Annotated in this window: 17 protein-coding genes and 3 pseudogenes; 7 read left to right on the plus strand and 13 right to left on the minus strand. The window is 39.0% G+C overall.

Annotated elements, in window-relative coordinates; translation table 11 throughout:
• Positions 1–16: 16 nt before the first annotated feature.
• Complete coding sequence (gene ribF / locus KG708_RS06815; protein WP_213608685.1) at positions 17–943, minus strand: bifunctional riboflavin kinase/FAD synthetase; 927 nt, start codon at positions 941–943, stop codon at positions 17–19.
• Positions 944–1,017: 74 nt separating this feature from the next.
• A complete protein-coding gene (gene murJ / locus KG708_RS06820) occupies positions 1,018–2,598 on the minus strand; it encodes a murein biosynthesis integral membrane protein MurJ (RefSeq protein WP_366513582.1) in 1,581 nt (526 codons plus the stop codon).
• Between the two features lie 253 nt (positions 2,599–2,851).
• Here murJ and rpsT point away from each other — a divergent pair, with 253 nt between their 5' ends.
• Positions 2,852–3,112, plus strand: a complete 261-nt coding sequence (gene rpsT, locus KG708_RS06825) for a 30S ribosomal protein S20 (RefSeq protein ID WP_008114420.1) — start codon at positions 2,852–2,854, stop codon at positions 3,110–3,112.
• A gap of 65 nt (positions 3,113–3,177) precedes the next feature.
• On the opposite strand, the gene KG708_RS06830 is transcribed toward rpsT, so the two are convergent.
• Positions 3,178–3,561, minus strand: a complete 384-nt coding sequence (locus tag KG708_RS06830; protein ID WP_213608686.1) for a response regulator — start codon at positions 3,559–3,561, stop codon at positions 3,178–3,180.
• A gap of 517 nt (positions 3,562–4,078) precedes the next feature.
• Between KG708_RS06830 and KG708_RS06835 the strand changes: the two genes are divergently transcribed.
• Together KG708_RS06835 and smrA are read left to right on the plus strand one after the other, a co-directional pair.
• Complete coding sequence (locus KG708_RS06835) at positions 4,079–4,324, plus strand: hypothetical protein (RefSeq protein WP_213608687.1); 246 nt, start codon at positions 4,079–4,081, stop codon at positions 4,322–4,324.
• A gap of 395 nt (positions 4,325–4,719) precedes the next feature.
• The gene (smrA, locus tag KG708_RS06840) at positions 4,720–5,301 is read left to right on the plus strand and encodes a DNA endonuclease SmrA (RefSeq protein WP_213608688.1); all 582 of its coding nucleotides are present in this window, start codon (positions 4,720–4,722) and stop codon (positions 5,299–5,301) included.
• A 257-nt stretch (positions 5,302–5,558) separates the two neighbouring features.
• Here the strand turns inward: smrA and KG708_RS06845 are convergent, their stop codons facing one another.
• On the minus strand, positions 5,559–6,479 hold the full coding sequence (locus KG708_RS06845; protein ID WP_213608689.1) for a glyoxylate/hydroxypyruvate reductase A: 921 nt from the start codon (positions 6,477–6,479) through the stop codon (positions 5,559–5,561).
• A 160-nt stretch (positions 6,480–6,639) separates the two neighbouring features.
• Between KG708_RS06845 and KG708_RS06850 the strand changes: the two genes are divergently transcribed.
• A complete protein-coding gene (locus tag KG708_RS06850; protein ID WP_213608690.1) occupies positions 6,640–8,364 on the plus strand; it encodes a lysophospholipid acyltransferase family protein in 1,725 nt (574 codons plus the stop codon).
• Between the two features lie 42 nt (positions 8,365–8,406).
• Here KG708_RS06850 and dapE read toward each other — a convergent pair whose 3' ends face one another.
• From dapE to KG708_RS17545, 3 genes are all read right to left on the minus strand, one after another.
• Positions 8,407–9,612, minus strand: a complete 1,206-nt coding sequence (gene dapE / locus KG708_RS06855; RefSeq protein WP_213608691.1) for a succinyl-diaminopimelate desuccinylase — start codon at positions 9,610–9,612, stop codon at positions 8,407–8,409.
• A gap of 318 nt (positions 9,613–9,930) precedes the next feature.
• Positions 9,931–10,740, minus strand: a complete 810-nt coding sequence (locus KG708_RS17540; RefSeq protein WP_301003328.1) for an MATE family efflux transporter — start codon at positions 10,738–10,740, stop codon at positions 9,931–9,933.
• The gene (locus KG708_RS17545; protein WP_301003329.1) at positions 10,727–11,029 is read right to left on the minus strand and encodes an MATE family efflux transporter; all 303 of its coding nucleotides are present in this window, start codon (positions 11,027–11,029) and stop codon (positions 10,727–10,729) included. Before KG708_RS17545 ends, KG708_RS17540 begins: the two co-directional genes overlap by 14 nt.
• 350 nt (positions 11,030–11,379) lie before the next feature.
• Between KG708_RS17545 and KG708_RS06865 the strand changes: the two genes are divergently transcribed.
• Positions 11,380–12,033, plus strand: coding sequence for an OmpW family outer membrane protein (locus KG708_RS06865; protein ID WP_213608692.1), 654 nt, complete (start codon positions 11,380–11,382; stop codon positions 12,031–12,033).
• 53 nt (positions 12,034–12,086) lie between these two features.
• Here the strand turns inward: KG708_RS06865 and KG708_RS06870 are convergent.
• The 6 genes and pseudogenes from KG708_RS06870 to bcsE form a co-directional block, all read right to left on the minus strand.
• Positions 12,087–12,476 (minus strand): annotated as a pseudogene (locus KG708_RS06870) (acyl-CoA thioesterase); the annotation flags it as partial.
• 21 nt (positions 12,477–12,497) lie between these two features.
• Positions 12,498–14,100: pseudogene (locus tag KG708_RS06875) on the minus strand (IS1634 family transposase).
• 123 nt (positions 14,101–14,223) lie between these two features.
• Positions 14,224–14,382, minus strand: a pseudogene (locus tag KG708_RS06880) (thioesterase); the annotation flags it as partial.
• A 112-nt stretch (positions 14,383–14,494) separates the two neighbouring features.
• Positions 14,495–16,051: a transcriptional regulator TyrR gene (gene tyrR / locus KG708_RS06885; protein WP_213608693.1), complete on the minus strand. Its 1,557-nt coding sequence runs from the start codon at positions 16,049–16,051 to the stop codon at positions 14,495–14,497.
• Between the two features lie 168 nt (positions 16,052–16,219).
• Positions 16,220–17,788 (minus strand): cellulose biosynthesis protein BcsG, encoded by a 1,569-nt coding sequence (gene bcsG, locus KG708_RS06890; protein WP_213608694.1) that lies wholly within the window; start codon positions 17,786–17,788, stop codon positions 16,220–16,222.
• A gap of 175 nt (positions 17,789–17,963) precedes the next feature.
• Positions 17,964–19,580, minus strand: coding sequence for a cellulose biosynthesis protein BcsE (bcsE, locus tag KG708_RS06895; protein ID WP_213608695.1), 1,617 nt, complete (start codon positions 19,578–19,580; stop codon positions 17,964–17,966).
• Positions 19,581–19,694: 114 nt separating this feature from the next.
• Between bcsE and bcsR the strand changes: the two genes are divergently transcribed.
• Both bcsR and bcsQ read left to right on the plus strand, forming a co-directional pair.
• Positions 19,695–19,883 carry a BcsR/BcsP family cellulose biosynthesis protein gene (bcsR, locus tag KG708_RS06900; RefSeq protein WP_213608696.1) on the plus strand — a complete coding sequence of 63 codons (189 nt, stop codon included), beginning with the start codon at positions 19,695–19,697 and terminating at the stop codon, positions 19,881–19,883.
• 19 nt (positions 19,884–19,902) lie between these two features.
• Positions 19,903–20,616 (plus strand): cellulose biosynthesis protein BcsQ, encoded by a 714-nt coding sequence (gene bcsQ / locus KG708_RS06905; RefSeq protein ID WP_213608697.1) that lies wholly within the window; start codon positions 19,903–19,905, stop codon positions 20,614–20,616.

Consider the following 20,616-nt stretch of genomic DNA (forward strand, 5'->3'; position numbering starts at 1 on the left):
CGTCTCTATCGGCTACCTAATTTAAACCAAAACACTGCTTAGCGGCGGCAACATCGGTTGCTATTTGTGCCGTCAGTTGTGTTAATGTCTCGAATTTTTTCTCGTTACGGAGTTTTTCAATCAACTCCACGTGCATAAATTGTCCATAAATATCTTGTGCAAAATCAAAAAGGTGTACTTCTAATAAGGCACGAGTTCCATTAAATGTGGGTTTGTTTCCAATGTTAGCTACCCCAAAAACGTGTTTTCCTGCGATCATCACTTGAACCGCAAATACGCCATTAACCGGACAAACTTGACGCTTTAATGCAATATTTGCTGTTCTAAAACCGAGTTCTCGACCTTTTTTCCAGCCATGAATAACGCGCCCAGATATTGCATAGTTATGCCCTAACATTACTTTTGCACTTGCCAAATCGCCCTCAGCAAGTGCTTCTCGTATTAAGGTACTGCTTACTCTAGCATTTAATTGCCTAAAACTGGCAGTGCTTTTAACACTCATTCCTGCTTGGGTGCCCATACTAGCCAACAGGCTAAAATTTCCTTGGCGCTGCTTACCAAACCTAAAATCATCGCCAACCGTTAATGCTTTAACCCCCAGCTTTTTAATTAAAATATCGCTCACAAACTGCTCAGCATGCATATTTGCAAAAGCTTGATTAAAGCTAATACAAATAACGCGCTCAATACCTAAATTGCTTAATAAACGCAGCTTATCACGTAATCGAGTAAGCCTTGCTGGCGCATTATTCTTTGCAAAAAACTCCTGTGGCTGAGGCTCAAATAACATCACAGTGCTGGGTAAATTGTTTATTTTGGCATCTGCTAGTAGGCCTTTTAATACGGCAGCATGACCCAAATGAACACCATCAAAATTACCAATGGTCAGTACACAACCAAAGTGTTGTGGGCGTATATTGTGTATACCTCTAATTAACTCCATGCCACCTAATGCCTTTTTCAGCGAGCGATAAAATGCGATCTTAAGTCGCAGAGTGACCGATTATAATCTTTTTTTTAATTTGATTCAGTAATTGCTACACTTTTTATCGTATTTAGTCTAACACCCATCAAAAACAACATAAAAAAGTAACTCAAAACCGCAATAATTAATAATATAACCAATAACATGACTTGCTCACTAAAGTGCCAACTAACCCAATCATAGTGTGTACTGGTGAACCACACTAATGCGCCCATGACCGCACTCGCCAACAAACACTTTAAGGTGAAGTATCCACTCATGCTCGAGAACTGATATACATTTTCTTTTTTAAGCTGTCGATACAGTAAGTAGGCATTGCAACTGGCCGACATAGAGGTCGCTAGTGCTAACCCTAAATAACCAATAAATGGCGCCAACATAATGTTAAACACCATGTTAAGTACCAAAGTGATAATACCAATACGCACCGGTGTTTTTGTATCTTGACGAGAATAAAAGCCAGGTGCCAGCACTTTAATTAACATAAAACTAACCAAACCCACCGAGTAGGCAACCACCCCTAAACTCACCGCCTTAACATGATCAGTACCTGCCTCTTTAAATGCACCGTGATCAAACAGCACCGTAATGATCAGCGGGCTAATAATCATCAACCCTATCATGGCCGGCAAACCTAAAAAAATAACAAATCTCACCCCCCAATCTAAGGTATGTTGAAAGTCGCTACTTTTGTTACTGCTGTGTAATTTCGACAGTGCTGGTAAAATAACCGTTGCTATGCCTATACCAAATAGGCCAAGCGGAAATTCGATGAGTCTATCTGAGTAATACAGCCATGCAATAGAACCTGTCATTAATAACGAGGCTATCATCGTATCAAGCAATAAATTAATTTGACTAATTGATACACCAAATAATGCTGGGAGCATTAACTTACGCACTTTTTTTACATTTTCGTCTTGCCATGCCCAACGCGGCCGTGCCAACATTTTTGCTCTGTATAAAAAAGGCAGCTGAAACAATAGCTGTATCACACCCCCCAAAAATACACCTATCGCTAAAGCATAAGCACCAACAGAGAATTGGTCATGCAATAAAATGGCACAACCAATAATAGACACATTTAGTAAAACAGGAGTAAATGCAGCAACCGCAAAACGGTTATATACATTCATTACTGCGCCACTAAGCGCCACTAAGCTTACAAAAAATAAATAAGGAAAGGTCAGCTTTAATAGCGAACTGGCAAGCTCAAACTTTTCCGCGTCAGGACCACCTTGCCACCAATCAATAAACCAACCGGTACCAAATAAAGCGGCAATAATGGGTGACGCTACAACACCAAAAAGCGTGACTAGTAGTAAAATTGTGCCGAGTGTACCGGCAGCCTGTGCAACAAATATTCTGACTCTATCATCGCCTTGCTGCTGTTTAATTTCACTTAATACCGGTACAAATGCTTGCGCAAAAGCCCCCTCTGCAAACAAGCGACGTAAAAAATTAGGAATGCGATTGGCAAATAAAAAGACATCCGCCGCGGCACCTGCCCCTAGTAAATTAGCAACCACAGCATCACGTACTAGCCCTAAAACACGCGAGATCATTGTCATTGCGCTTACAATCATCCCAGAACGAAACAAACCTTTTGACACTATAAATCCACATTAAAAAACAGCAATTAAGGTAATTATGCCATAGTCTTTTTTATAAATCGCTTTAAAGCACTAGGCTGCACTCCCTTGCTTTGTTACAATAACGCTATTAACTGCTGAAGCGGCAAATTGATGTTCGTGATAAGGAGCAGTTTTTCTTGGATTGTTAAAATTAAATTGACATTCATGATAAAAACAGGCATATTCCACGGCCTTTAATTTAAGCTTTATTTAAGATTGTTAGGAGCAAACCTTGGCTAACATCAAGTCTGCAAAAAAACGCGCTATCACAAGCGAAAAAAACCGTCAGCACAACGCAAGCCGTCGTTCAATGATGCGTACTTACTTCAAAAAAGTAATCGTAGCTATTGAAGCTGGCGATAAAGAAGCTGCACAGCAAGCTTTTTCTGTTGCTACACCTATCCTAGACCGTTACGCAACTAAGGGTCTAATTCACAAAAACAAAGCTGCTCGTCATAAGAGCCGTTTAGCTGCTAAAATTAAAGCGCTATAATTTGTTTTTGCACGATTAAAAAAACCGGCTTTAGCCGGTTTTTTTTTGTCTGAAAAACACCTTACTTAGACACTTTCAAGCTCTGGGTAAAACTTTTTCAACATCGCCGCAATTTTCTTCGGAGAGAATGGCTTAACCACAAATCCTTTCGCCCCTCTGCCTATCGCATCTTTAACATTTTCTACGCCAGAATGCGCCGACACCATCACCACATTTGTCTCAGGTGATAGCTCATTAATCTGTGCAATAAGCTCTTTACCGTCGCCGTCAGGTAGTTCTATGTCTAAAAATATAATGTTAAAGTTTGCTGCACGACACTCGCTTATGCACTGCGCCGCCGTAGACGCCTCTTTTACATTTTCTATCCCTAAATGCATCAGTGTTTGACTTAGAAAGCTTCGCACCGTGCTAACATCATCAACTATTAAAATAGATAGCTGCGTATTCATATATAATCCTTAGAGGCTAAAGCCGTGTCTGAAAAATTGATGATTTTCTTAAAATACAAATATTTACTTTATTATAAAGAGCCCTGTCAAAAAAACCAGATTTGCTTTATGTCAAAAAATACGCTGAGTGAAAAAACAAAACATGGATTAGGGCTATTATTACTTATACTTGTTTTAGCGTCAAAGCCCAGCTTAACCACTTATAAAAAACGCCCCAGAGAACAAAAAATATTTTTTGCCTAGGGTTTTTAGCTAATGAAACAAAGCGACATGACTCTATGCAGCCTCCCAACTAAGCAAACAACACATAACACGTACATCTGCGTTAATCTTCTGCAAATGCAAAGCGGCCAAACATACCCTATTATTACTAAAAAGAGATTATTTTTAATATTAACGACCCGCCTTTAGCATAAAAAAAACTAATCTGAAAATTTAAAATTACTTGGTTGAATGTTGTGCAAAAGATCACCATAATGGCGCTCCTTTTTTCAACAACTGAACTATTGAAACGACCATGCTAAACGAGCTAGATTGGCTTTTAAACACATTACTACTTGCACTGGGTTTAGGTGCATTCTTTATTAACCAACTGACACTACTTCGTATTGCAGCGATTAGTGCATGTGGTTTGTTATTTCTATCATTTAGCTTAGATCTTATGTCGTCGAGTATTATTTCAAATATGAGTTTAGTGTTGATCAACACATTTTACTTGTTCAAAATTTATACGTTTGGCCAATTTACTGTATCTCAGCATTAATCACTCCCCTTAGAATATTTTATAGCCCAGTTTTTCTGGGCTTTTTTATATCGCACTGTTAAAAATCTTGGGTCTGGGTTTGAACTAAGTTAAAATTTATCTCGTATTAGGGTCTGTTGACCTTTCAAGGTTAAATTTGCAGCAGTCAGTTTGGTATTTAGGCAAGGCAGATCCTATGTGGTGTGGTTATTCCCCATAAATAGGTGATAACGCAGCATCAATGCCAAACAGGCGCTGCCCTTTGGGTTCTGCCTAGGGGCGATTTACTCTTTGTTGCTCGGTTTTTACTTAGCCCACTAGGTTACAAACCGAGCGCCGCGATTAAACCGCCCCTAGTTTGAATAAATTTTAATCCGCAAAGGTCAACAGACCCTTGCCTATTTTGAGATAAGCCCATGCCATTGTCAGATTTTGATCTATTCTTATCTTCTATGGAAGATGTTACCCCTATTAGTCATGACACTGTGACTCTGCCAACTAAAAACCAGAAAGCGCTCATTGCACAACAAGAAAAATATAAAGCAGCACAATCAGATTTAACCAGTGAACAATTCAGTCCGTTGGATGAACCGCTTGAATTACTCGATCCACTTGCCACATTAAGCTTTAAAAGAGAGGGTGTACAAATTGCTGTTTTTAAAAATGTACGATTAGCTAAATATCAACTTGATGCGACGCTTGATTTACATGGGCAACTTTTAAAAAATGCACACACATCATTGTTAACTTTTATTCAAGAATGCCACCAGCGCAATATCAGAATGGTACTTGTTCGCCATGGTATAGGTATTAAGAATAAATCTAAGCCAGGAATATTAAAAAGCTACGTAAATCAATGGTTGCAAACAATTCCATGTGTTTTAGCATTTCATACTGCATTAAGGCAGCATGGAGGAAGTGGTGCAACTTATGTTTTATTGAAGAAAAGTGATGATAAGAAACTTCAAAACCGTGAAATTCACAGCAAGCGTTGTTAAACACTTGCTGTGTTAACTGTCGTCTAGCTAAGCATTAACAATGCAGCACTCGCTTGATTAAACCAAGCGGATATTCCTAGTATAACGATAGACATAATAACAACGCTAATTTTTACGCCCCCTTGACTGGATTTCATAATTCACCCTTTTTATTATTTTTGTTAGAACGGTTTTTAACAATAGTAAAAATTATAAATGTTAACAAGGTGTTTCTGTTAAAAATTAAACAAATTTTAATTCTTAAAGATCAACAACCCTTAATAACCCTGCTGCTTGTTTATGCAATTTATTAATGGCTCTCCCGCTTTTAAGCGCAAAATATTATCTGCTATTTGTTTAATAACACTATCAAGATCAGACAACGCTGCACAATGTGGCGTTAAAGTAATACCTGGATGCAACCAATAAGGGTGTTCGCTTGGCAGTGGTTCACTGGCAAATACATCAAGTGTTGCCCCGCGTAAACGCTGATTGTTGAGTGCATCGAGTAAATCGGCTTCAACAATATGCTCCCCTCTGGCTACATTTATAATCACCGCATGTTCAGGGAGTTGTTCAAGTAGCTGTTTATTGATAATCTCTTCAGTACTGCTGGTAAGCGGTAATAAGCAAACTAAATAATCGGTTTGTGCAAGCATGTCAGTTAAGCCCTCATCACCGTGATAAAGTGTGGCTATGGTAGATTTTTTAGGAGTTCTACTCCATGCATTTACTTTAAAACCGTTACTCACCAAACTGTGTGCAGATGCTCGGCCTAGTTCACCAAACCCTAACATACTGACTTGATTATACTTATATGCTCTTTTGGGTTTCCATTCACTTTGCTGCTGCTTTATGTAATATTCTTTTAATCGCAATTTTTGCGCTAATACATGGGTCAGTACATATTCGGCCATGTCAGTCGCTAATTGTTCATCAACAATTCGCACTATCTCAACATCCTTAGGTAATAAACTTAAATCGATACTGTCAACTCCCGCACCAAACGACGACACCGCCTTTAAGTTTGGTAATTTTTGCCACAATGATGTGGGCGCATTCCAAGCCAGTACAAATTCCACACCTGCAAAATCTTGGCAATCATCAAGCTGCTCAATTCGAATGTTGGGTAATTGTGATTGCATTTTTGCAATTAACTTGGTGTTATCTCGACCTGTTATAGCCACCAAAACTGACATGATTATTCCTTAAAAAGTAACCCTAAATAATAGTACTGGTATGGTTCAATTCAATAGTAAGTAAACGGTTTTAAAAAGTCACACAACTGACCGCGTATTGTCATATCTGCACTCTAAGCTAAACATATTAGCCTTAGCCTAGTATAAAAAAGAGGTGCGTATGATCAGTGTAGATAAAGTAATAGCAACTAATTTACCACAGTTAACTGACTCATTTAAAATAAAAAAGTTGGTAAAAAAAAGTCTTAGCTACTTATTGCATGAACAAGAGTTTACAAACTTTGCAACAACTTATCCTCATCTTCAAGGAATAGAGTTTGTAGAGCAAGTACTCGATGAGCTCGACTTTGAAACACGATACAAAGCAAAGCAAATAGAGAATATTCCCAGCGAAGGGAAAATTGTCATTGTTGCAAACCATCCTATCGGCTCCTTAGATGCACTGGCATTAATTAACGTATTATCAGCTGTGCGAACCGATTTAAAAGTCGTGGCTAACCGTATGTTAATGGCCGTTGACGCTATGCATTCATTATTATTGCCCGTTGATAACCTGTCAGGGCAAAGTAAAAAACAAGAGCTTAATAATATTCATCAACACTTAAAAAATGAGGGGGCGTTACTTATTTTCCCCGCTGGTGAAGTTTCTCGACTGAGACCAACAGGGATCAAAGACTGTCAGTGGAACAGCGGTTTTTTACGAATTGCTAAAAAGGCTAAAAGCCCTATTTTACCCATTCATATAAAAGCCAGAAATAGTCCGTTGTTTTACGGCGCATCCATGCTATATAAACCGCTTGCGAGTTTATTACTCGTAAAAGAAATGTTTAAGCAACGCCAAAAATCGCTTGAATTTGAAATTGGTGCTTCCATTGCTCCTGAGTCTTATTTGATATCCGACTTAAAAGATAAAGAAGTAGTCGAACTAATACGAAAGCAACTATACCGTTTAACCACCAAAAGACCATTGCCGTTAAAAACTCACGCACCAATTGCCTCTCCTGAATGTAAAAAAGAATTAAAAAAAGCCATAGAAAGCTGCGAACATTTAGGTAAAACCAGTGATGGCATGGTGATATATCTATACCAATACCAAGGAAGTTCATCGTTATTTCGTGAACTTGGCCGCTTACGGGAAATTGCTTTTCGTGCCGTAGGTGAGGGCAGCGGAAATCGTCGTGACATAGACAAGTATGACATGCATTATCAACACCTAGTATTATGGGATGAACAAGCACTAGAGTTAGTCGGCGCTTATCGATTAGCGTGTGCACAAAATGTTATTGAGCAGCATTCTCAAGCTGGGTTATATACTGATAGCTTATTTAATTACACCCCAGCTATGGCGCCTTATTTTAAACAAGGTATAGAGTTAGGTCGTAGCTTTGTACAACCGAAATATTGGGGCAGAAAAAGCCTCGATTATTTATGGTATGGCATTGGCGCCTTTATTAATCGCTACCCTCAGTATCGTTATTTATTTGGTGCAGTAAGTGTGTCAAATACATTGCCCGAGCAAGCAAAATCTTTATTAGTACATTACTACCAGCATTATTATGGCTGCGAAAAATTACTAGCAACGCCTAACAATGCTTTTCGTCATACTCGTGAGCAGCAGATGCAATGCACTAATTTGTTTATGGGTAACAACATCAAAGAAGACTTTGTGGAGCTTAAGCACGTATTGGCCAATATGGGCACGCATGTACCTACCCTGTTTAAACAGTATACTGAGCTATGCGAACCTAACGGAGTGAAGTTTTTAAGCTTTAGTATTGATCCGCAATTCAATAATTGTATTGATGGGCTGGTATTGGTCGACCTCGAGAAAGTAAAACCGAGTAAAGCAAAACGCTACCTAGGCACAGATAAATCAATAAACTAAAGCGTTTACTCAAGCGCCTAAGTTTAGGCGCTTTAGTATTTATCACACATGCTTACTATCGGGTTGAGTGAATATATTTACTAATAATTGTGTATATATTTTCTCAATTTTTAGTAGGTCATTAATAGGCACATGTTCATTAACTTGGTGAATGGTATTATTTCGTACTCCGCATTCAATTACTTGGGTGTAATCATTGGCAAAGAACCGTCCATCAGAAGTTCCACCACTAGTACTTAGTAAAGGGTAACTGCCTGTTACATTAAAAATAGCTTGTTCAACTTGAGTTAATAAACAGCAGTGCGTTTGGTGACTCGTATAAAAAGGCTCACACGGACGCTCCCACTGCACACTCAGTAAAGGCTGTAAATCACCTAAAGCAAGTTGAATTTCATTTTTTATATCACTGCTTTTATAACCATGGCTATAGCGAATATTAAATGTCACTTCACACCGTGCTGGCACTATGTTGTCAACAACATTAGCAATATTAATTCCAGTTACTTGCAAACTCGTCTGCGAACTTGGCTCGTCACACTGCCAAGTTATACCAGTCAAACGCTTGATTACTTCTGCACTTACATGCGCGGCATTAATGGTATTTTCAGGGTAAGCCACATGCCCTGCTTTGCCGTTGACCACTAACCGCGCAGAGAGTGCACCTCGACGGCCATTTTTAATTGTATCACCTACTTGCAAGTGGCTGGTTGGCTCGCCGACAATGCAACCGTCAAGTTGAACACCCTGTTGCGCTAAACGCTCTGCAATCAATAGTGAACCATATTCCGCTTCCCCTTCTTCATCTGAGGTGATCAACCAATATAAGGTCCCCTGCTTTTGTCGCGCACTGTTTATTAGGGTCTGCGTTGCGCTGAGCATTGCGGCAATACCTCCTTTCATATCGGCGGCACCACGCCCATAAATCGCATCGTTAATTATGTGTCCATCAAATGGATCGGCTAACCAACCATCTCGCGTTGCAGGTACTACATCAATGTGTCCTGAAAATGCCATTACAGGGCCTGCTCCAAAAAATATTTTAGCAATTAAATTAGTGACATTATGGGTACTAAACTGCTCAATGCTAAAACCTAAATCAGTTAGCTGATGTGCCAGCCACTCGATACCACCTGCTGAATTAGGCGTAATTGACTTAAATCGGATCAGCGTTTGTAAGTGACTGAGCGTTTTTAACTGTGGAATAGTTAAGTACGGCGCGGGTACTTTTTTGTTGATAGCTTTTGTCATAATAAACACACCTCGTTTTAGCAGTGTATTTATTACAACGACTTTTTATGACCGCATTATGAAAATACAGGCTAACGTGTGCCCTCTTCTATTAATGTTTCTCATGTCACCTGCACAATGTGTTTATCTTCTTTGGTTAATCTGGTTTTTTTCCATGCGCCACGCATAAACCAAGCGAACACTATCAGTGCGATGGTTATGTTCGTAATTGCAAACGAATACCATATTCCCTGATCGCCAAGCAAAGTGTGATTAGAAAGAATATAAGCGGCAGGAAACTGCACCACGCATTGTGATAATAACGCGATAATCATGGCATTAAGCATATTCCCAGAGGCACGAAAAGCAGCAACAATACAAAGCTGAACACCAATTCCCCCCCCAGCTTAAACACATCACTTGAACAAACTGCGCGCCTTTATTTATTACACTGCTATCTTCGGGAATAAAAAATGCCACCAGCGTATCAGCATACAAGTAAGCAATGCCCCCAACAAAAGAAAGGCCTATTAATCCCCACATACTGGCAAGCTTCGTTATTTGCTCAGCCCGTTTAATATTGCCGGCGCCCATATTTTGCCCCACCAAGGTTGATACCGCCATTGATAAGCCCATAGCGGGGATCATCACCATTTGCAAAATATTAGAGCCTACAGCATAAGCTGCTATAGTCGTTGTACTAAAACTGGCGACTAAAAATGACATAATGATCAAGCCAAATGCACGTGTTGATAATTCAATAGAGCCAGGCGCCCCTAAGAAAAAAGCACGTTTAATATAGTGCCAATCGGGATAGAAACTCTTCAACTGTAATTCAATACCATGGCGGCCGCGTAAAAAGATAATAATACCCGCAAGCGCCGCCAAGCTCTGGGTTACTAATGTGGCCAACGCAGCCCCCATAACGCCAAGTCCTTCAAAGTGGCCACAGCCAAAAATAAATAACGGATCAAGTATAAAATTAAGTAATACAGTGGAACTGACAATAATTAAAGGCACCTTAGTTTGCCCAATACCCCGCATCAGTGATTGAAACATAGCGTAAATAAACACAAAAATAACGCTAATAAACGACACATGCATAAACTTTAACGGATCACAATAAACAGCAGGTTCAACGCCTAACAATTTTAAAAAAGTACGGTGAAAGTATATAACCCACTATCTCTAATACTAAGGCGGTAAATGTAACCATTAACACCGTTTGCGCTGCCACGTGGTTCACTTTATGTTGCTGGCCTGCGCCCATATATTGCGCCGATAAAATTGCCCCCGCCATAGCCAAGCCAGAACCTATCGCAATAACCAAAAAGGTAACCGGCATATTAATAGAAACCGCAGCCACTTGCGCAGCCCCTAATCGCCCTACCCAAAAAGCATCAGTCAGTTGATAAGCAGATTGCAGAATATTAATCAAAATAATCGGAATGCCTAATTTTAATAGCGTTTTGGCGCTATAGATCCTTGAAGAAATAGATGACCAGAGGGATTCATGAGGTCGCTTACTTTTATTAAACTGTGGACATAGCCTTAGTTTAACAAAACTAGCTGATTATATTCTGAATACTTCGTTTATTGCGTGTGTTTACGTGAACAGTCAATAATTTTTAATTAATAACTAAGAGAAAGCTTAATCTAAATCAATAAATAGAGGCTCTTTGCTCATCCCCTTTTGAAACTTTGATCTAGAACAGGTTTTTATTTTTAGCCATACGCAATAATAGCCTCAATCAACAAATAGTCACACAGTAGTTCACGGAGAACAACATGAAAACTAAATTAAGCATCGCAATACTTACTTCTTTACTGGCTCTTTCTCCTGCAGCACACGCTAATTTCAGTGTTAATGTTGGCGCAATTAACGTTAACCCAGATAACGATGGCTCAAAAATTAATGAAGACCCCACGCTGGGTTTAAGAGGTGATTCAAATACACAGCTAGGTATTACTGTAGATTACGCATTTAACGAACAGTGGGTACTAGAGCTTATTGCAGCAACGCCGTTTTCTCATGACGTAGAAGGTACAGGCGGTTTAGCTGGAAATAAAATTGCTGATATAAAACATTTACCACCATCACTGGTTGCACAATACCACTTCTTAGATAGCAGCTACGCGCTTCGTCCTTTCGTTGGTGTTGGTATTAACTATACAACCTTCTTTGACGAACAACCTTCAGCTGCGCTTAAAGCAACCTTAGGTACTGATGATGTAGAAGTAAAACTAGATGATTCATTTGGTTTTGTTGCACAGGTGGGTGCTAACTACAAAATTGACGAGAAATGGGGCCTACACGCTATGGTATCTATTATGGATATTGATACTGATGCAACAGTTTACGCTAATGGCGCAAAAGCATTAACCTCGACCGTGTCACTTGACCCTGTTGTGGCTATGTTTGGTCTTAAATACTCGTTCTAATAACGTTTATGTGTGTGTTAAAAAGGCCGTTAGGCCTTTTTTTTTGCCTGTGTTTAGCGAGGTAAGTTATTTACTTTTTTTTGCTCTAACATTTCTTTCCAGTGAATTATTTCAGCCGGTAAAATGGGGGCAACCCCGTCAAAGCCTGCAACCTCGAGCATATGCTCAACACTGACCACCCCTTTCTTACTTTTAAACACGCCGCGCACATAAGCAATGGCATGTAAGCCCCGCTCAGAATGAAACTTTTGTTCAATGTAAAAGTATTTATGATCCCAGCCAACCAAACGCGTACTAATAGTAAAACGTTGCATTGGCTTAATATCGCGGATGTAGGTAATAGCTGTCGCATTAACAATAGGAAACCAACGACGTTTCATTATTTGCTTAAGCAAACCAACCCGTTCAGTCATCCAGGTACGCGACAAGTCCATCATCGCTAAATCCGGTATTCCGCACCCATTTTAAGAATAAATTTTCTGGTACTTTTCACCTAAGCAATCAATGATGGTCTGATTACGCGTTTCTAAATTGGCTACCAATGCCGTTTTGTCTGGTAAATATATAACCGCTATTCCTTCAAAGCATTGGAATACCCAACGCGCTGTAGGCCGCTGCTCGGGTTTGTACTTCATACTTGGGAAGTAGCAATTTTTCTCGACTAAGGTTGTACGAATTTGATGCTCTAAGCCCGCATATACCATTAAGCAGCAGGTCATCACCATCAATAGCGCTTCAATACGCTCCGGTTTTTTAAGATAAATGGCGCTCGTTAAGAAGTCGGGGCTTTTAAGAAGCGAAAGCCTTTTTCAACATTCTGTTGGGCTTTGTAACTGCTCAGCAAGCTTGCCATATCAAGCCCCTCACTGACATCATTGGTGGCAATAATGAACAGTCCAAGTTGTTCTAAAGCGCTTTGCCGCGAGGCTAGAGGTGTGTATAAATTGCCCGTGATTTGATACTCAATGCGTGTTGGTAACTCGCCTAACTTAGGTCGTCCGGCACTCGCATAAACAGCGACTTCTGTTACTTGCGCGTTGACATTACATACCGCTTGCTTGTCTTGCCATTTTATAAGGGCGGTTTGCGCATCTTGTGCGCAGGCAAAGCGTTGTTGGCCTAACAGTTTGAAGTCTTTTCGCGCTTGCTCGCCCGCTTTTAACATGCGCTTGTTCAAATTGTGTTGCTCACGCTTGTAAGCTTGTTCACTGCGAATAAGTAGCCACTTTTGTTTGACACCACCATACTCGCTGTCATAACTGACGCCTTCATAACCTTGAGAAATAGGTGTAAACATCAAGGTTGGAGCTTGTTTGATCAGTGCCTTCGCTTCTTTGAGTGTTTGCGGTACGCGAGTAATAAATAATTGGCCTTGCGCGTCTAAATCCTCAATCGTTTCTTTCACATAAAGCGCAGCATCCGCCACTAAATAACGGCTCGCTTGCGCGGCTTTTAAACTGCCAATATGCGCTTTTACAATCTGCTTGAAACCCTCCATATCATTACTGTTGCCACTGGCCGGTTTCATGTATACGGGGATCCCAGACTGATTCTCACATATAAGATTTAATATCACTTGATTAAGCTCAGGTCGATGATCGCGTGAATAACCTCTGGCTATACGAATGTGCCTCGGCTCATCGTCCTCAGTGGCTTGACCATCATAATGGAAACTTGTCGAGTCAAGATGCAAAGCTTCAGTTGCCAAACCAAGCTTAGTAACAACGGCTTCGCCTAACTGTTGATACAAGTTGGAAACACCATATTCGTACAAACTATCTAAGCATCGTCCTAGCGCATCATCGTTAATATGCTCAGGTAACACGCCTTCACCAATGAGCCGGTCGACAGGCTTGTTTCTGAAGTATTCGCTATACATATGTAAGGTTCGGCCAGTAAAGCCAAGACCATTTAAGACCATTGCAGTCACCAGTTGGCCACAACTGATTTTACGCTCGGGAGCCGCGCCCCTAAAGCCTTATCAATAATATCAGCAAAACCAAGACTATGACAAAAACCAGCGACGAGACCATGGTGGTCGAGTATTTTAGAATAAGGAACAGGCATAATATTGTGCTCTCAAAAGAGAGTAATAGATCAAAACTCGGGATCGGCGTCAAGAAGTTTTTTTAACAAAAGGCAAAATCATGCTCAGTTATTGAACGATTTTAATTCAAAAATAGAGTGCGGAATGACAGCTAAATAGCGTGAATTGGTTAAATGCAAATTAATATCGCAGTCACTTGGTAATGCTTTGTAGTCTATATCAACCGTATCTAATAACGATTGATAGTCACGATTACGTTTAATTTTAAAAAATAACAGTAGTAGTCTAAAATATAAGTTCACAGTAGAGGTCTTACCAGTTGAGTTTTTATCAGTGTATCATAGCGATTGACTCCTTTGGTTGTTTTTAAACCAAGGAATCAATCACTAAATGAGGATATTTGGGTATCTATCTTTAAACTTTAACCGTTTTACGATTAATCCCGTAATCTCGTAGTTTGTTAGCCACCGCAGTATGACTTAGTCCAAGACGTTTGGCTAACTGACGTGAGCTTGGGTAGGCTGGATAAAGCTTACGAAGTAAGGTGGCTTCAAAGCGCTTAACCGCTTGATCAAGCGAGCCTTCAAAATCAGACTCTAAATAACCCAAATCGTGGGTAAAGGTCGGTAACTGTAAATGCTCAACTCGCAATTCACTGTCTTCTAATAACGATACTGCACGGTAAATCGCATTTTCTAATTGACGAACATTACCAGGCCAAGGGTAATCTTGTAAAAACGTTAAACACTCTTCAGATAATTCAGGTACTGCATGACCATTTTGCTGCGCATATTTTTGTATAAAGTGCTCAGCAAGTGGTCCAACATCCGCCTTACGATCTCTAAGCGGCGCAATTTCCAGCGTTAAAACGTTAATCCGATAGTATAAATCTTCTCTGAATACACCTTCTTGAACCATGGCTGGTAAATCTTTTTGGGTCGCAGCAACAATACGCACATTTACTTTAACTTCGTTTTCATCACCTACCTTTCTAAATGTACCGTCTTGTAAAAAGCGCAGCAATTTAGTCTGAAGTTGAGTCGACATTTCACCCACTTCATCTAAAAATACCGTTCCGCCATCAGCTTGTTCAAGTACACCGCGTTTAGGTGCGGCGTTTTCCTCATACCCAGCATAGCCAAATAGTTCTGACTCGGCGACATCATCAGGCAATGAGGCGCACGATAAAGCAATAAATGGTTTTACTGAGCGGTTAGATGCATAGTGACAAGCACGGGCTAATAACTCCTTACCTGTACCTGTTTCGCCGGTGATAAGAATAGGCGCTTCAAGTTGCGCCATTTTTCGCGCTTCGCGGACCACACGGCGCATAGCCGTGCTAAAGTTATGAATAGTTGCAAAGCTTTCTTGGCCATAGCGTCTAAAAGCACTCACTTGCTGACCCAAACGGCTTTGCGATTTTATATTAATAACCGCTCCAGCTAATACATCACCTTCACTACCTTGAGGTACTGCAATAGGCAGAATATCAGCAATATAGTCTTCCCCTGCAACTTCAACGCGAGTTGTTTGCCCTAATACCTCTTTACCTTCTAACCAACGAGTAAAATTAAAGCCTTTAAGTAAATTATTGATATTGGCACCAATAACGTCTTTTTCTGTTAGTTGTAAGTCTTTACAGGCAGCGTCGTTACACAAGCGCACCCACCCTTTAGCATCAATAGAAATAACGCCATCTGGAAGTGCTCTTAGTAAGGTGTTTAATTCGTTATGTTCACGTTCAGAAGGTAAAAACGCTGTGGTACGCACATCATGTACACCATCAATTAAGCGAATTGATGGCATAATTTTTTGAAATTGTTCAAACTCTATTTCAGGGAAGCTCACATACATTCGACAATTAACTGAATCAACCTCAATCCCTTTTAAGTCAACATTGTAGCTAACTAAAATATTAAGAATCTCTTGAGCAATACCTATTCGGTCTGCACAGTGAATATCTAAACGCATACACCCTCAGGTCAGGAAAAACTAGTTGGCGTGAATAATACGCTAACTATGATTACGAGCATAGTCTATTGTAAAGAAATTTGCACAAACTAAACATTTAAAAAGAAAAACGAATAACAGCAGTATTGCACTGGTACATTGCTGCTGTTGTGAAATCCACCCATCTAATTAATTAACTTGCGGGTAAACAGACCAGTCACCATCATCAAGCTGAATATAAGGACGTTTATTAATATACATCATAATGGTACCCGAGTTTTCAGCAACCTTTGGCGCTTTTGGTAAGTTATCAACTAAGTTAGCAGCTGTATTATTCCCACCAAAAAAATTAGTATCAAGTGCTTTAGCAACTAATTCTGAAAGTGCAAAATAGCTTGTTGAATCGTCAATCACGATTTGAGATAAGCTTTGTATGTCTGGTCCTATAAATTTAATAGCAGCTGGAACAGAGACAATTGCAGGGCTAGGGATTTCTCGTAAACCAGCAAATTGAACTTTATCTCCTTCTAAAGCAGCACCATGCTCAGGCACCACCATCAGCATCACATTACGCTCACTGCTCTGTAAATTTTTGATAAAACTATTAATGTCTGAAAACAGCTTAGCATGCCTAACAGGGTAACTTTCCAAACTATTCATACGAGCACTATTCGCTAACTGATTACCATCATGCAAGCTTACTGTGTTGTAGTACATAGCGCATGGTTTACAGTCCTTAGCTTTTTTGTCAAACCAGTCATTTAGTACAGCTGCGTCTGAGTAAATTGGACTGTCGTCGAATCCATACTGAGCAATCGGCAAAGAATCAGTATCAAATGGTTTACTGTCTAAACCACCATACTTGCTGATCAAGCCTTTAAAGTCATCAAAATGGCCATCGTGGTTCATAACAACACTGCTTTGATACCCTAGTTTTTCAAGGTTTTTAAATAAGTAACATTGCTCAGACGCATCTTGAAACAACGCATTCTGACTAGTTTGACCACAACTTGCTCGAAGTAACCTAATTGCGGCCGGGCCACTGTAAGAAGTTGCTGAGTTGAAGTCTGAAAATACCACATCAAAATCTTCAAACATATCAGTAACCTCAACACCTATGGCGTTTAAATCAGCAATGGCCATAGAACAAACATTTAATACAATTACATCAAACAATTCACCATTAATTTCGCTGGGAAAATAACTAACTAATTGGCTTTGTTGTTCATAAAATTCTCTTAATTGTTGCTCTGGTGATTTCTTAACCTGCGTATTGCTTTGCTTGTTTAGAACTGAAATAGTGTCATCGGTAGTATTTGCAAATTCAACTGTATTTTCATTTTTACTTTGCCAGCCAATAACAAGTAAACCAACCACTGTAATTGTCGTAAACCGCACCCATTGCGAGGTGTACCAGAAGCAAACCGTAACAACAAACAGTGCCAGAAACATATCCAAATTTATAACGCGAGATAACAACTCTACAAAGTAACCAAAACTAAAGTCTTGAACATTACCAGCCTGCTTTGTTAGCCGATTAATTGGCGGTAGCCACGAATCGTCGTAGAGTAATATAACTGCAACCCAACCGCCTATAAAATGTTTTATCTTTTCTAATACGGGTTTTTGTAATTTAATAGCGAGCATCGCAGCAAACGCTGCATTAGTCAGCACATTAAAATCAATTGCACCATAATAATAAAGAGAAAACTTAACTAAAAAATAAAGATTCCAAACTCCTAAGCCAGATAATTTCACTGCTCATCCTTTTCTTTTTTTATTCGTATATATGGCTCAAGAACTTCGTGTTTAAAGGTAAGCTTAATATAGTACTCTTTGATTCTAACTAAGAGTAGAGTCGCATAAAAACACAATAAAATACCCAATATCATTGCAAGAAAAGCTGTGATTAAAAATTGATCTACACTCATGATTATCCTTTTAACCTCATCCTAAAAGACACCGCATCAGACCTAGCCTTGTTTATAAATTTAGGGGTTTCTAATCCATCAGCAATAGTTCCCATAGTATTTTTCTCGGGTTCATAACTATGATTATCAGCAAGCTGCTGTGAATAATCAACGAGATTTGTATTTACATATAACCGTCTTAATTGTTTACACTCTTGTTGAATATGAAAGTGGTCAGATAACACATTTTGCTGAACGAAAAAATCACTTATTTTTAATTTAAACAAATGTTTAATCGCATTACCTACATCATTTTCCCTGCATGCATGCAAGTATAAATATACCGTATTTTCTGCAATGCTAAACACATCACCCTCACGCTTAATTTGAAATAAATGTAAAGGGTGAATTGGTTCAATGCGCGGTAAAAGCTCTAACTTAACGAGTACCCCACTAACCCCCAAATTAACTGCCGAGTTACTGTGTATTTCAACTTGCTTTGTAAACTCAATAAACGGTAAATACCCTTTTGAAAAGGTATTTTCTGTGTATTTTAAAACATCCTCTACAGACGAGGGTAAAGGTCTTGAAAACTGGAACCCCTGAATTGATTGAATTTGGGATAATAACCTAGAGGGCTCAGAGAAGCTGTATAAAATAAGGTTAACACCTAGCGTTAAAAAAAAGCACTCATCCTGGTGGCGTATAATACCATCTACGTTTTGGATCACTAATTTTAACCAACTACCACAGCTCTTTCTAAGCTCAAAACACTGGCGGCCTAACTGCGCCAAATCTGTATAACGTGTAACCGCAAACACCAAGGTGGCAGCCTCTAGTTTAGGGCCTTTATCGAATAATTCGTTGTTGTCTTTTACAGTATGATAACGAATCGGTAATTTTGTACCTGCTGGTACCGCGTTTTGTGCTAACCAAACATCATCTTCATCATAAAATTTTACACTTTTAAATGACTTATGTTCGTTTCTCACAACTTTTTGAGTACTAAATTGACCACTATTTAATGATAACGGATATTCAACGTCAGCAATTACACCTTGACTATGGTGCCAATAATCATACTCAAGGACTCGCATAGTCGAGTCGTTATCAACAAAAATTAATCCATTAAACAATGAATTTAATCGCCTTATTAAAAAACGGTAGCGGGTAACATCCGGACCACTAATTAAAAAAAGTAAAGTAACTCCCGTTTTTTTTGCAAAAACATTATATTTCTCTACTATCATATTTAAATCGTCATCACTCGCACTATTAAGAATCTCAGTATTAAAGTGGATAAATACAAGTGAATTAGTTAATTTTTTATAAGCGCTTATCTCTTTAATTATTCCTCTACTAATACGCTCTAGACTGTACTTTTGTGCTTGTGATGAAATAAAGAATGGATAGACCCTACTGTGTTCGTATGCGTAATTTAACGATTCTGCAAATGGAGATTCAAAAAATGACTCAACTTCCTGAGAAACTATATATATATCATGGATGCTGCTTTGCTTAATTGAATGTAACGCAAGTTCAATCACAAAATTGTCTAAAGGAGCCAAAATAGCATAACTTGAAGCCGATTTTAACTCTTTCGCAGCTGACTCTAATCCTGTTATGTCAAAGTTATACACTTAAAAAGCCCTATAAAAAATACTTTTTTACTAGTTTTGCCCATTATTCTATATATAATAGACAAATATTGTCCACTTATTATAAAAATAATTAAGATACTATCTAGGGTTGCAATGAATAATTTAATTGTTAAAAACTCACAGACTCTTACGTCAAACGATATTGAAAACTTAGCAAAGCGCTTTGGTGGGAAAAGTAATGATTACATTGAGATTGTAAATACGCAAAAAAATAAGCAGACAATAAATAAATACGCATTATTAAAAGAAATAGATAATGCACTAAAATCACTCTCAAATTGATTTATTTAAGGTATCTCCATTGCAACGAATTTTTATCAAAGGAATTAAAGGCGGGATAGGTAGTACCTCTGTTGTTGCAAACCTTGCCTGTGCTTTAAGAAAATCAAATGTCGATGTTATAGCAATAGATTTAGATGCTAAGAGTGATTTAGGTTTGCACTTTGGCTTAAAGTGGACTACTACAAAGGGCTGGAGTAATGCAGATAGCTTTGAAGAAGCGTTGACTCATTTTTACAAAGATAGCGATGGCGTTATTTTTTTACCCTTTGGCGATAAAAATGCTAACCTTAATGATATAAAAACAATCGTTGAAAACTGCACCAAGCTTGACTGCAAACTAGGAACATGGATGCTTTTTGATTGCCCGTCACACATTGATATTTCTGAGCTTGCATTAGAGACAAAAGATATTCTAATTGAACTGGTAACATGTGATGCAATTTGTCATAGTTTGATATACAAGCGCCTGCAAATGCTACAAAACGTTGAATCTAATTGGAATCACTTTTTTTTAGTTAACCGTTATAATGCAGCATCCGTACTTGAATTCGATATTTATTCACTGTGGCAGTCTACCCTCCCTTTCATAGCACCTTTTTTCATTAATCTTGATGAAGTTATTAAAGAGTCTACAGCCCACCGAAACGTAGCCTTAAATTGTGCACCTTATAGTGTTGCCAATGATGACTTTGAAACACTGGCTGGGTGGCTAGTTAGTAAAGTGGCTTTTTAA

The sequence above is a fragment of the Pseudoalteromonas sp. genome (genome assembly GCF_018402495.1).
In the GTDB taxonomy this organism is placed as follows: Bacteria; Pseudomonadota; Gammaproteobacteria; order Enterobacterales; family Alteromonadaceae; genus Pseudoalteromonas.

What these genes read in the sequence shown, in the direction of transcription:
- ribF (WP_213608685.1), bottom strand. Translation starts at nt 943, where the DNA reads ATGGAGTTAATTAGAGGTATACACAATATACGCCCACAACACTTTGGT.
- KG708_RS06830 (WP_213608686.1), bottom strand. Translation starts at nt 3,561, where the DNA reads ATGAATACGCAGCTATCTATTTTAATAGTTGATGATGTTAGCACGGTG.
- KG708_RS06835 (WP_213608687.1), top strand. Translation starts at nt 4,079, where the DNA reads ATGCTAAACGAGCTAGATTGGCTTTTAAACACATTACTACTTGCACTG.
- smrA (WP_213608688.1), top strand. Translation starts at nt 4,720, where the DNA reads ATGCCATTGTCAGATTTTGATCTATTCTTATCTTCTATGGAAGATGTT.
- KG708_RS06845 (WP_213608689.1), bottom strand. Translation starts at nt 6,479, where the DNA reads ATGTCAGTTTTGGTGGCTATAACAGGTCGAGATAACACCAAGTTAATT.
- KG708_RS06850 (WP_213608690.1), top strand. Translation starts at nt 6,640, where the DNA reads ATGATCAGTGTAGATAAAGTAATAGCAACTAATTTACCACAGTTAACT.
- dapE (WP_213608691.1), bottom strand. Translation starts at nt 9,612, where the DNA reads ATGACAAAAGCTATCAACAAAAAAGTACCCGCGCCGTACTTAACTATT.
- KG708_RS06865 (WP_213608692.1), top strand. Translation starts at nt 11,380, where the DNA reads ATGAAAACTAAATTAAGCATCGCAATACTTACTTCTTTACTGGCTCTT.
- tyrR (WP_213608693.1), bottom strand. Translation starts at nt 16,051, where the DNA reads ATGCGTTTAGATATTCACTGTGCAGACCGAATAGGTATTGCTCAAGAG.
- bcsR (WP_213608696.1), top strand. Translation starts at nt 19,695, where the DNA reads ATGAATAATTTAATTGTTAAAAACTCACAGACTCTTACGTCAAACGAT.